This window comes from Roseateles sp., from assembly GCF_031397715.1.
Classification (GTDB): Bacteria; Pseudomonadota; Gammaproteobacteria; order Burkholderiales; family Burkholderiaceae_C; genus Paucibacter_A.
Window position 1 is genome coordinate 1 of sequence record NZ_JANNMI010000454.1, and the last position, 12364, is coordinate 12364.

Here is a 12364-nt window from a genome sequence, read left to right on the forward strand (position 1 = left end):
GCGCCATGAGCCAGCATGCCGCTCGCCGCTTCGAAGGCGAGCGGGAACATCAGGAACAAATAGCCGATCTGCGCGATGGTGGAATAGGCGACCAGCAACTTCAGCCTTTGCTGGCGCAGTGCCACCACGCTGCCGACCACGATGGCCGCCGCGCCCATCCCGGCCAGGACCTGCGCGGCGGGCAGGGTGATGACGGCCGGCATCACATCGAACCAGAGCCGCACGACCAGGAACCAGGAGCCCTTGACCACCAAGGCCGACAGGATCGCGCTGGCGGCGGCCGGCGCGCCGGCGTGCGCCGGCGGCAGCCAAATGTGCAGCGGGAACAAGGCGGTCTTGGCCAACAGGCCCACCGTCATCAGCGCTGCGGCGGCCCAGGCAATCGGCTCAGGCCTAACAGCTTGGCTCAGCAGCGTGATGTCCAGCGTGCCGTAGCCGCCGTAGAGCAGCACCGCGCCGAGCAAATAAAGCAAAGAGCCGGCCAGCGCGAAGACCAGATAGCGCAGCGCGGCGCGCAGGGTCTCGCCCTTGCCGTCCAGGCAGACCAGCGGCACGCCGGAGAAGGTCAGCAACTCCAGCGCGACATAAAGCGTGAACATATCGCCGCTGACGAAGACCAGATTCAGCGAACCCCAGACCGCCATCAGCAGCAGCCAGAAGATCAAGGGCGCGCGCTGCTCGGGCCCATCGGCGGGTGTGTCAAAGTCGGCGCGCGCATACAGGGCGATGCCGCTGATCACCACGCTAACGGCCAGCATCATCGCCACCGCGAGGCCGTCGGCGCGCAGCGCTATGCCCAGCGGCGGTGCCCAGGCGCCGAGCAAATAGACCAAGCTGCCGTTTGAATCCAGCCAGGTCGACAGCAGCGCCGCGGCCGTGGCCAGGCCGACCAGCAAGGTCAGCGCGACGACGCGCCGTACCTGGTGGCCGCCGAGCAGCAGGCCGAGCAGCACGCCGACAAAGGGCGCCAGCACCGCCAGCACCAATAAATAGCCACCCGCCGTCGTCGCCATCAACTCAACCCGTCTTTCTGTTTGGGCGGGGTCTTTTGGGCCGATACATCATTGGCCAAAGACACCGAGCCGCTGGCCTCGAACAGGCGCAGCAACAGGGCAACGGCCAGGGCGGTGGCGGAGAAGGCGACCACGATGCCGGTGATCAACAAGGCCTGCGGCACCGGGTCACCGCCAAAGCCGGCGCCGGCACCGCGCCGCGCAATCGCGCCGAACAGCAGGAACACGCCGCTGCCGACCACATTGAAGGCGAGGATCTTGCGCAGCGGATGCGGGTTGACGATCAGACCGTAGAGGCCGATGCCGACCAGGAAGGCGGCACACAGGCCGAACAACAAGGCGCCGCTCATGGCTTGGCCCCGCGTTGCGCCGCACCCAGCAGCAGCAGGCCAAGGATCAGGATCAGCGTCGGCATCAGGGCGAACTCGATCACCAAAATAAGCGGCTTGGCCGAGCCGACCGGGTAGGCCAGAAAAGCGCCGGCCGAGACCACGCCGAACACGCCGACGGCGATGAAGATCAGCGGGCCGGCCACCAGCAGGCCGCGCAACCAGCTGCGGCCGATCGCCGGCGCGTCGGCCAGGCCGGCCATCAAGACCAGCAACCACATCGCCGCCATCAGCGTGGCGCCCTGGAACTTGCCGCCCGGGTGGTCGGCACCGATCCAGAAGATATAGGCGCCCACCACGATGCCCAGCGGCGCAGCCAAGCGCGCCGCATAGGCCAGCATGCCGTTGGCCGGGCTGCTCTGAGTCAGGCCGGGCCGGCCGCCCCAGAACTCGTCCGGAGTTAGCGACCAGACGCCGATCAAGGCGAACAGCAGCACGATCGCCTCCAGCAAGGTGTCCATCGCCCGAAAGCCCAAGAGCACCGCCGTGATGGGGTTGCCGACCTCGGTTGCGCCCATCTTGGCCTGCACCTCATAGGCCAGCGAAGGCGCCGGGTCGGGCAGGGTCATCACGCAGACAATCAGCCCGGCCGTGACGCCGGCCGACAGCAGGGCGGCCAGCCAGCGCGTTGCCGCAGCGGGCCGCTCGGCCTGCGCCGCCGCCTCGGTGTGGCGCAGCCGCTTGGCCGCGCCTATCAGCAAGGCGCCGGTCAGGCCGCCGCCAATGGCCGCCTCGGTCAGCGCGACGTCGAGGCCGTACAGCTGCACCCAGACCAGGCTCAAGAGCAGGCCATAGGCGAGGAAACCGACCACCGCCGCGAAGGCCTGGCGCGAGACCACGCTCCACAGCGCCAGGCACAGCAGCAGCAGGGCCAACAGCAGATTGAGCAGATCGGTCATGGCCGTCTCTCTTGCTGCTGTTGAGTCATCTTCCGGCGCAGGCCGTAGGCGATCAGCTGCGAGACAGTCGCGCTGGACAAGAGCATCAGCAGCCAGATGCAAACGAGCTTGAGCATGGCCGCGACGCCGTCCATCTGCGCCATCAGGCCCAGCGCGACCAGGCCAAGGCCGAGGTTGTCGGCCTTGGTCAGCGCATGCAGACGCGTCAATGAATCCGGAAAACGCAGCAGGCCTACTGTGCCGGCCAGAAAGAAGAACAGGCCGGCGACCACAGCCAGCATGGTGAAAATATCTAGCGCCGCTCGCATGGTTTGCTGTCCTCGTGGTCGTGGTCGTGGTCGTGGTCGTGGTCGTGCTCGTCGTCTTGCGCCGCCAAGCCCTGCGCCTTGACGAACGCAAAGCCGGCGAACGCGGCCAGCAAGGCCAAGGTCAGCGCAACATCGAGGCCGGCACTCTGGCCGCTCGCCACGCCCAGCAGCAACAGGGCGGCAATGCCGCCGGTGCCGAGCAATTGCGCGGCCATCATGCGCTCGGCGTCACCGGGTCCGCGCAAGACGCGCACCAGGCCCCCCGCCACCGTCAGCAAGAGGAAGGCGGCCGCCGCCAGCAAGAACTCAGCCATGGCCATGACCCTCGCCTTCCACCAGGGCGCCGGCCAGCAGGCGCTCCTCCGCGCCCAGCTGTTCGGCCACCGGCTGGCCGATGTCCAGGGCGTGATACATCAGATTGCCGGCGTCATCGGCGACCGGCAGCGTGCCCGGCATCAGGCTGGTGATGGATGCAAAGCTATTGCGCGCCAGGCCGGGCGCGAACTTCATGGGGCAAGTGACGAAGCCGGGGTTCAGCGGCATGCTGGGTGATAGTGCACGCCGGGCCACATCGAGCCCGCCGCGCACCGACTCCCAGAGGAAATGCGGCAGCAGCGCGAGCAAGGCACCTGCGCGCAGCCCGCCGCAGCGGGGCGGCAGCAGGTGCAGGCTGAGCCAGGTCGCGGCCGCTGCGGTCAGGGCCCCGAGCAGCAGATCGGCCGGTTTGGCGCTGGGCAGGAGGATCAGCCAGAAGCCGGCGTAAAACAGGCCGCGCGCGCAGGCGGAGGCGGCTTTCGAGCTTGGCTTGGCACTTGCTGCGGGGGGCTTGTTGCTATTCATGCGGCGCGTTGTCGGCACTGTAGAGCCGCACATTGATGGCGCACAGCCGGTCTAACAACCGGGCTTCGCCGAGGATGGGCCACCATTGATGCAACAAGATGTCGGCTGGATGCCAGAGTGCCACCCAGGCCCCGATGGACAGGCTTTCCTTGATCAAAGTGCCATAGGTGGTGGGCTCGAGCAGGCGGGCAGCGGCTTCAGTGAGCAGCATCACCGCGCCCAGAAAGGTGACGCCTACCAAGAGGCTGATGCGGCCGACGCGAAGTAGACGGCGTAGACTTTTGCGAGTGTCCACCGCACGGCGTTTGAAGTAGTCCTGCATGGCCTCGCGCAACATCACCGCATCGTCGGCGCTGGCCGATTCCTGGCCCAGATGAACGATCAGGTTCAGCGGGGAGCCTGCCGGCACCGCGCGTGCCCAGTCGACAATGTAGTCGGCCGCCTTGGGGTCCAGATCGCGCTTGCGGAAGGGCGCCGGGTCCATCGAGTTGAAGAGCTGGCGCGATTCACCCAGATAGAGCTCCAGCGTGTTGTTCCCGTCGCCGCCGTCGCCCGCGTCGGGCTCGGGGATCACATCCTTCAGCGGGGCTAACAAGGAGCCGGTCATGGCATTCAGACGGTTTCAGGCGCGGTGGTTGGCGACGCCGGCTTCTCGTTGCCGAACACCGCCACATAGACGGTCGGCAGCAGCACCAGCGTCAGCAGCGTGGCCACCAAGAGCCCGCCCATGATGGCAAATGCCATCGGACCCCAGAAGACGGTCGGCGCGATTGGAATCAGGCCCAGCACGGTCGACACCGCCGCCAGCATCATCGGCCGGAAGCGCCCGGTCGCCGAGGCCATCACCGCCTCCAGCACGCCCTTGCCCTCGCCCCGATCGGTCTCGATCTGCACGACCAGAATCACCGCGTTCTTGGCAATCATGCCGATCAAGGCCAGCACGCCCAAGATGGCGACAAAGCCGAGCGGCCGGTTGAAGACCAGCAGCGCCATCACCACCCCGATCAAACCCAGCGGCATGATGGCCACCACCATCGCCAGGCGCCGGAAGCTGACCAGCATGATCATCATGATGAAGAGCATCAGGCCAATCATCAGCGGTATCACTGCAAACACCGAGGCGCTGGAGATGGCGCTTTCCTCATACATGCCGCCGGTCACGACCTGGTACTGCGCGGGCAGCATGGCCGAGAACTCGGCAATCTTGGGCTTCAAGCTCGTCACCACGTCATCCGGGCTGCCGCCGGGCATCACGTCGGCCCGCACGGTCAGCGTCGGCAGGCGGTCACGCCGCCAGACCAGCGGGAACTCCTGCTCCTCGCTCAGTGTGGCGAACTGGCTCAGCGGCACCATGCGCCCACTCGGCGTCGGCACTTGCAGCGAACGCAGGGTGTCGAACGATGCGCGCTCGCTGTCGACCGCGCGCGCCAACACATTGACGGTGTAGATGTCATCGCGCACCTGCGTCACCGCGGTGCCGGTGACGGCGGCGTTCAGTACATTGCCGATGGCGCCTGAGCTGATGCCGAGTTGGCGGGCCTGATCCTGGTTGACCGTCACGTGCAATTGCCGCGCCGGCTCCATCCAGTCAAAGTTGACATGACGGGTCCGTTGATCGGCACCGAGGATCTGCGCTAACTCCAAGGACAAGCGGCGTACCTCGTCCTTGTCCGGCCCGGTCAGCCGGTACTGCAGCGGCCAGCCGACCGGCGGGCCCAGCTCCAGCGGCGAGACGCGCGCGATCACCTCGGGGAACTGCTCGGCCAAGACCTTGTCGAGCTTGGCGCGCAGGCGTTCGCGGGCTTCGAGGTCCTTGGTGACGATCACAAACTGGCCAAAGAAGGGGTCGGCCAGTTGCACATTCAAGGTCAGGATGAAACGGATCGCGCCGCGCCCGACATAGCTGCTGTAGTGGTCAACATCCGGGTCGCCCTTCAAGATCTCTTCCAGACGCTTGACCTGCGTCTCAGTGGCGTAGATCGAGGAGTTCTGGCGCAGCGTCAGGTCCACGGTCAGCTCGGGCCGGTCGGACGCCGGGAAGAACTGTTGCGGCACCATCCGCAACAAGAACAGCGACAGCACGAAGGCCCCCAGCGTCAGACCGATGGTCAGCCACTTCATGCGAATCGCGCCGGAGAGGAGGGCGCGGTAGCCGGCCTCCAGCTTGCTCGGCTTGACCTTGGTTTCAGCCGCCGCTGCCGCTTTGGGCGGCTTTAGCAGCGCCTTGCCGATCAGCGGTGCAAACAGCACCGCCACCAACCAGGACGCGATCAGCGCGATGCCGACCACCGAAAAGATCGAGAAGGTGTATTCGCCGGCCGAGCTTTGCGCAAAGCCGATCGGCACAAAGCTGGCGATGGTCACCAGGGTGCCGATCAACATTGGCGCGGCCAAGGTGCGGTAGGCAAAAGTGGCGGCCTGATCCGGTGTGTCACCGGCACCGAGACGGCGAATCATCGCGTCCACCGTCGTCATCGCGTCGTCCACCAAGAGCGCCAGCGCAATGATCAAGGCACCGAGCGAGATGCGGTGCAGGTCGATATTCAGCATGCTCATGACAGCGAACACGATCGCCAGCGTGAGGGGGATGGCCAGCGCCACCACGGTGCCGGGGCGCACGCCCAAGCTGACGAAGCTGCAAACCAGAATGATCACAATCGCCTGCCAGAGCGAGGTCATGAAGTCGCTGATCGCCACATCCACCGACACGGCCTGGTCGGCCACCAGCGTCGACTCGATACCGAGCGGCAAGTTGGCGTTGATGGCGGCCATCTCGGTGCGGATGTTCTGGCCCAGGGTGAGGATGTCGCCGGCGTCGCGCATCGCGATCGCCAGGCCAATGGCGGGCTTGCCGTTGACGCGGAACATCGGCTGCGGCGGGTCGACGAAACCGCGCCTGACCCTGGCAATATCGCCGAGCCGGAAGATCCGCTCACCGGCGACGATATTGACCGCCTCGATGTCGGCCTCGTTGTCAAACGCGCCGCTGACGCGCAGAAAAACGCGTTCTTTTTCGGTCTGAATCGTGCCCGACGGGCGCACCATGTTCTGCGCCTGCAGCGTCGCCAGAATGCTGCTGATATTGAGGCGCAGGCCGGCCAGTTTTTCGGCCGAAAATTCAACAAAGATCTGCTCATCTTGCGCGCCCAGCACTTCGATCTTGGAGACATCGGGCACGTGCAGCAAGCGCGAGCGGGCGTCCTCGACATGGTCGCGCAACTCACGGAAGTTGAAGCCATCGGCGGTGAAGCCGTAGATGATGCCGAAGGTGTCGCCGAAGTCGTCGTTGAAGAAAGGGCCGGCGGTGCCGGCAGGCAGGGTGTGGCGGATATCACCGATGTTCTTGCGCACCTGGTACCAGACATCCGCAATGGCCGCCGGCGGCGTTGACTGCTTCAGGTCAATGAAGATGGTGGTCTGACCGGCGGTCGTGTAGGAACGAATCCGGTCCAGATGATTGGTTTCCTGCAGCTTGCGCTCCAGCCGCTCGGTCAGTTGTTTGAGGGTTTCATCGACGGTGGCACCGGGCCACCCCGCGCCAATCACCATGGTGCGGATGGTGATGGCAGGGTCTTCGCCGCGGCCCAAGCGCATGAACGCAAAGGTGCCGGCGATGACGGACACAATCATCATGAAAACCACCAGTGAGCGCTTGGACAGCGCCCACTCGGAGAGGTTGGGCCCGATCATGCTTTGGTCTCAAGCTTACGAACCTTCTGGCCCGGGCGCAGCGCTTGCACGCCCGCGGTGACGATCACATCGCCGGCGTTCAAGCCCGAGGCCACATAAACGGTGTCGGCGTCGCTGCTACCCAGCGTGATGTTGCGCAGCGAGACCGTGCTGGCCTTGGCGTCCACCACCCAGACGGCGGCCTTGCCATCGGCGCGCACCAGTGCCGCCGACGGAATCTTGATGCCCGCTACCTCGGCGAGCTGAATGCGCCCGGTGACGGTGCTGCCCAGGCGCATCGACGCAGGAGGACTGAGCAGTTGTACGCGTACCGCAAAGGTGCCGGTGACGGCGTCGGCGCGCGGTGAAACCTCGCGGACCTTGCCGCTTGCCGTGATCTTGGGGTCATTGCTCAGACTCACCGTGACGGCCGGATTTTTGGGCAAGGAGTCCTTGATTTGGCCGGGCACGTCGAAGACAGCGTCGCGCGCACCGTCGCGAGCGACCTGGATGATCATGCGGCCGCCCGCGACGACCTCGCCGGGCTGCGGCCCGCGCGCCGTCACCACGCCCGCCACTTCGGACACCAACCGGGTGTAGCTGAGCCGGTTCTGCGCCAGATTGACTTGCGATTGCACCGCTTCGATCTGCGCCTCGGCGGTCTTCAGCAGCGCCTCGGCCTGGTCGAACTGGGCCCGCGAGACGGCAGCCTCGGCGACCAGGTCGCGCATCCGCACATGGTTGTTGCGGGCTTCGACCAACTGGGCGCGTGCGGCCGCCAGTTGGGCGCGCGCGGCCTGCAGGCCGCTTTCTTCATTCTGCGGGTCCAGCCGGGCGATCAGCTGGCCGGGGCGTACCGTGTCGCCGATGTCCACGGTGCGCTCAATCAGGCGGCCGTCGATACGAAAGGCCTGGTTGATCTCGGTTTGCGCCTGCACCGTGCCGGTCAGCGCCACCTTGCCGCTGCTGGCCAGTTTGTCAATCGTCATCACCCGCGCCGGGCGCACCTCCGGCGGCGGCGCTTCGACCGTGCGATTGCAGGCGGTCAGCGCGATCAAAGACATCAGGGCAGCGGTGACCCTGAGCGAAGGGCGGTGCAGGGTACGCAGAGTGATGAAGTTATCAGGCACGGGGCGGTTCCGATCAAGGCTGCGGTTAGTTTGAACGCCGCATGGCGACAAATTAGAAATGAGTTCCAGCACATCAAGGCGCTGCGCAATGCACGAGGGTGATTCTGAGGGCAGCACGCGGCAACGTAATGACGCCCGCCGCGCGCTGCCGGAGTGGTCAGCGTCGAGCGGCGGGCGCCAAGTCAGCGCTTGATCAGAAATCTACCGCGTCACGCACGATTGGGCAGGTCATGCAGTGGCCGCCGCCACGGCCGCGGCCAAGTTCGGCGCCGACGATGGTGATGACCTCGATGCCTTCCTTGCGCAGCGCCGTGTTGGTGTAGGTGTTGCGGTCATAGGCATAGACAACACCGGGCGAGGCGCAGACCAGGTTGGCGCCGCTGTCCCACTGCGTACGCTCGCGCTGGTAATCGGTGCCACCGGCTTCGACGACGCGCAGCTTCTTCAAGCCCAGCGACTCGGCCACCACGTCCACAAAGGGCTTGTTCTCCGCGTGCAGTTCGACGCCGCTCGGGTGATCGCTCGGGCGATAGGAGAAGGTGCGGGTCTGAGTCATGAAGTCCGGCGCCACCAGCACGCAGTCGCGGTCAGCGAAGGTGAAGACGGTGTCCAGGTGCATGGCGGCGCGGATCTTGGGCATGGCCGCCACGACCACGCGTTCGGCCGCGCCCTTCTTGAACAGCGTCGCGGCGAGCTGGCTGATTGCCTGGCGCGAGGTGCGTTCGCTCATGCCGATCAGCACGACGCCGTTGCCGATCGGCATCACGTCGCCGCCTTCCAGCGTCGCCTGGCCATGGTCTTCGGTCGGGTCGCCCCACCAGACATTGACGTTGGCACCGAAGTCGGGGTGGAACTTGTAGATCGCCGTGGTGAGGATGGTTTCTTCATGGCGGGCCGGCCAGAAGAGCGGGTTGAGCGTCACGCCGCCGTAGATCCAGCAGGTCGTGTCCCGTGTGTATAAAGTGTTAGGCAAGGGCGGCAGCAGGTACTCGGTGACGCCGGCCGCATCGCGCACGACCGAGAAGCCCGAACCGCCAACATCCTCGGGGAACTCATTCGTCGACAGGCCGCCGATCAGGGTCTCGGCCAGCAGGCGGTTGTCCAGGCTTTCCAGGTAGCCGCGCAGTTCACTGATGAAGCCCAGGCCGACCTGGTTGGGCACCACCTGGTTGTCAAGAATCCACTTCTTGCCCTCGGGCACGGCCAGGGTCTCGGCCAGCAGATTGTGCATTTCCAGCACCTCGATGCCACGGTCGCGCATCTTGCTGACGAAGTCGAAATGGTCGCGCTTGGCGTTCTCCACCCACAACACGTCATCGAACAAAAGGGCATCGCAGTTGGACGGCGTCAGGCGCGCATGCGCGCGGCCCGGTGCGCACACCATCACCTTGCGCAGTTGGCCGACCTCCGAATGGACGCCGAGTTTCACTTCACTTGCAGTTGTCATTTTGAACTCCTGTGGTTGACAAGTAACGAGCTTCTTAGATGGATACAGCGCCGGTCGCAAGACCGTATACGCCGTAGATGGCCGCCACAACGATGACGCCGAAGGTGACCCAGTCCGAGGTCTTCACGAACACTGGCTTGCCCTGCTCACGTCGGGCAATGAAATACAGAATGGTGCCTGGAGCAAACAGCACGGCCGACAGGATGATGAACTTGAGGCCGCCGGCGTAGATCATGAAGAGCGTGTACAGCACCGCCAGCGTGGCCAAGACCAGATCGCGATTGCGCTCCTCGGGCATGATGTTGTAGGTCTCACGGCGCTTGGCGATCATCAGGCCGTAGGCGGCCACGAACAGATAGGGGATCAGCGTCGTCGCACTGGTCAGGTTGAGCATCAGCGCAAAGGCGTCACGCGACCAGTAGGTGGTGATCACGATGACCTGGATCACGCTGCTGGTGACCCACAGCGCCGTCACCGGCACATCGTTCTTGTTGACCTTGGCGAAGGCCTTGGGCATGTCCTTGGACTTGCCGGCCGCGAACATCACCTCCGCGCAGATCAGCGCCCAGGCCAGGTAGGCACCGAGCACCGAAACCAACAGGCCGACGCTGACGAAGATCGCACCCCAGGGGCCGACCACTGCCTCCAGCACACCGGCCATCGAGGGCTGGCGCATGCCGGCAATTTCGGCGCGCTGCAGCACCGCATAGGGCAGGATCGAGACCATCACCATCAGGCAGGTCACGCTGATGAAGCCCAGGATGGTGGCCTTGCCGACGTCGGCGCGGTCCTTGGCGAAGCGCGAATAGACGCTGGCACCTTCGATACCGATGAACACAAACACCGTCACCAGCATGGTTGCCTTGACCTGGTCAAACAGGCCGGTGGTGAGGTCGCCGCCATACAAGTTGAAGTTGAACAAATCCAGCTTGAACGAGAACAGCATGATCAAGATGAAGATGGCGATCGGGATGATCTTGCCCACCGTGACCACCTTGTTGATGAAGGCCGCTTGCTGCACGCCGCGCAGGATCAGGAAGTGGAAGGCCCAGATGCCTACCGACGCGACCGCGATCGCGATCGCCGTGTTGCCGTCGCCGAAGATCGGGAAGAAGGCCCCCAGCGTCGACTTGATCAAGACCCAGTAGGAGACGTTGCCGATACAACTGCCGATCCAGTAGCCGAAGGCCGACAGGAAGCCGGGGTAGTCACCGAAGCCCTCCCGCGCATAGGCGTAGACACCGGCGTCAATCTCCGGCTTGCGTTCGGCCAGGGCCTGGAATACCCGCGCCAACATATACATGCCGGTGCCGGCGATCAGCCAAGCGATCACCGCGCCGAGCGGCCCGGTGGCATTGGCGAAGGTGCGCGGCAGCGAGAAGATGCCCGCGCCCACCATGCCACCGACCACCATCGCGGTCAGAGCCATGCGCGACATTTTTTGTTCAGCCATGTTTCAATTCCTGGTCAATTTCAAGTTTGATTACGTGTGTGATCGCACAGACAGCCGTTGTAGTATCAGTTCGTCTGAAGGACATAACCAGTAGTTGCAGAGGCTAGTTTCTTATCGAGTGATAATGAAATGAAATCGACGGACTAGGGTTTTCCCGATTTCCGTTATTGAAGTAACTGTCAAACCACCGGGAGCGCCATGCCGTCCGATAATTTGATCCATAGGCTGCCTAGGCATTTGAAGATGAGCGAGCTGCGCGTCTTTGTGGCCGTTCTGACGCATCGCAATTTCCACAAGGCTGCGGCGGTCGTCAACCTGTCACAGCCGGCTGTGACCAAGTCGATTGCCGGCCTGGAGCAGACGCTGAACGTGAAGCTGTTTGAACGCCATGCCAATGGCGTCGAGCCGACCAGTTATGGCCTGAGCTTTGCTCCGCGAGCGTTGGCGATCTTCGACGAGTTACGCCGCGCCGCCCAGGAATTGGCCACTCTCGCTAGCGGCGCAACCGGCGAGTTGCGCCTGGGTACGGTGCCAATGACGGCCACGCCCTTCCTGCCGATTGCTGTCCAGGCGTTGGTGAAGATTTACCCCGAGTGCTTTGTGTCGGTGGTCGAGGCGCGCGAGGCCGAGTTGTTTGATCGCTTGCGCAAGGGCGATATCGAGTTGGCTTTTCTGCGGCTCTCGCTGGTGGATTTGGATGCCGACATGCGGGCCACGGCCTTGTTTGATGAGCAATTGGCCGTGTTCGCAGGCCGCGACCATCCGCTGGTCAAGCGCGAGCGCTTGGCCTGGGATGAGCTGTTGCAGCAGCGCTGGGTGATGCCGCCGCCGGACTGCATTTTTTATGAATATGTGCGGCGCAATCTGGCCGGCTTGGGCCTGACGATGCCACGCACGGCGGTCGAGGCCTATTCGGTGCCGGTGCAGGTGGGCTTGACGCAGCATGGCGGCATGCTGTCCTTCGGCATGCTCGCAAGCTTCGAGTTTGGCGATCAGCAGCACCAGCTGATACGCCTGCCGATAGACTTGGCCGGCGTGGCCCGCCCGGTTGCTGTGGTGTCCGCTCGCGCGCGTGCGCGAGGTGTACTGGCGCAACAACTGATTGAGCATGTTTGCGCGCAATATGCGGACGTGTCATCACCTTAGCTAGCGCGGTATTTGCACAGACTGCCATGCGGCGCGTGTAGACTGCGCCGCCAACCGCCTTGCTGCTGAG

General features: G+C 64.5%; 12 protein-coding genes. 1 reads left to right on the forward strand and 11 read right to left on the reverse strand.

Annotated features, from left to right (window positions below):
* The 11 genes from RMO57_RS20015 to RMO57_RS20065 all read right to left on the reverse strand — a co-directional run.
* Positions 1 to 1013, reverse strand: a 1013-nt coding sequence (locus tag RMO57_RS20015) for a complex I subunit 5 family protein (protein ID WP_310389655.1), incomplete at its 3' end; no start/stop codon positions are given.
* Positions 1013 to 1363, reverse strand: coding sequence for an NADH-quinone oxidoreductase subunit K (locus RMO57_RS20020; RefSeq protein ID WP_310389656.1), 351 nt, complete (start codon positions 1361 to 1363; stop codon positions 1013 to 1015). The genes RMO57_RS20015 and RMO57_RS20020, both read right to left, overlap by 1 nt.
* Positions 1360 to 2301 (reverse strand): hydrogenase subunit MbhD domain-containing protein, encoded by a 942-nt coding sequence (locus tag RMO57_RS20025; RefSeq protein WP_310389658.1) that lies wholly within the window; start codon positions 2299 to 2301, stop codon positions 1360 to 1362. The genes RMO57_RS20020 and RMO57_RS20025 overlap by 4 nt, the downstream gene beginning before the upstream one ends.
* Entirely contained in the window at positions 2298 to 2609 is a 312-nt protein-coding gene (locus RMO57_RS20030) for a monovalent cation/H(+) antiporter subunit G (protein ID WP_310389660.1), read from the reverse strand. Before RMO57_RS20030 ends, RMO57_RS20025 begins: the two co-directional genes overlap by 4 nt.
* The gene (locus tag RMO57_RS20035) at positions 2594 to 2929 is read right to left on the reverse strand and encodes a monovalent cation/H+ antiporter complex subunit F (RefSeq protein ID WP_310389662.1); all 336 of its coding nucleotides are present in this window, start codon (positions 2927 to 2929) and stop codon (positions 2594 to 2596) included. Before RMO57_RS20035 ends, RMO57_RS20030 begins: the two co-directional genes overlap by 16 nt.
* Positions 2916 to 3449, reverse strand: a complete 534-nt coding sequence (locus RMO57_RS20040) for a Na+/H+ antiporter subunit E (protein ID WP_310389664.1) — start codon at positions 3447 to 3449, stop codon at positions 2916 to 2918. Before RMO57_RS20040 ends, RMO57_RS20035 begins: the two co-directional genes overlap by 14 nt.
* Positions 3442 to 4056, reverse strand: coding sequence for a hypothetical protein (locus RMO57_RS20045; RefSeq protein WP_310389666.1), 615 nt, complete (start codon positions 4054 to 4056; stop codon positions 3442 to 3444). The genes RMO57_RS20040 and RMO57_RS20045 overlap by 8 nt, the downstream gene beginning before the upstream one ends.
* 5 nt (positions 4057 to 4061) lie before the next feature.
* Complete coding sequence (locus tag RMO57_RS20050) at positions 4062 to 7139, reverse strand: efflux RND transporter permease subunit (RefSeq protein ID WP_310389668.1); 3078 nt, start codon at positions 7137 to 7139, stop codon at positions 4062 to 4064.
* Positions 7136 to 8248 carry an efflux RND transporter periplasmic adaptor subunit gene (locus RMO57_RS20055; RefSeq protein ID WP_310389670.1) on the reverse strand — a complete coding sequence of 371 codons (1113 nt, stop codon included), beginning with the start codon at positions 8246 to 8248 and terminating at the stop codon, positions 7136 to 7138. Before RMO57_RS20055 ends, RMO57_RS20050 begins: the two co-directional genes overlap by 4 nt.
* A 193-nt stretch (positions 8249 to 8441) precedes the next feature.
* On the reverse strand, positions 8442 to 9695 hold the full coding sequence (arcA, locus tag RMO57_RS20060) for an arginine deiminase (protein ID WP_310389672.1): 1254 nt from the start codon (positions 9693 to 9695) through the stop codon (positions 8442 to 8444).
* Positions 9696 to 9729: 34 nt separating this feature from the next.
* Positions 9730 to 11148 (reverse strand): basic amino acid/polyamine antiporter, encoded by a 1419-nt coding sequence (locus RMO57_RS20065; protein ID WP_310389674.1) that lies wholly within the window; start codon positions 11146 to 11148, stop codon positions 9730 to 9732.
* Between the two features lie 198 nt (positions 11149 to 11346).
* On the opposite strand from RMO57_RS20065, the gene RMO57_RS20070 reads away from it, so the two are divergent.
* Positions 11347 to 12294: a LysR family transcriptional regulator gene (locus RMO57_RS20070; RefSeq protein ID WP_310389676.1), complete on the forward strand. Its 948-nt coding sequence runs from the start codon at positions 11347 to 11349 to the stop codon at positions 12292 to 12294.
* The last annotated feature ends 70 nt before the right edge of the window (positions 12295 to 12364 follow it).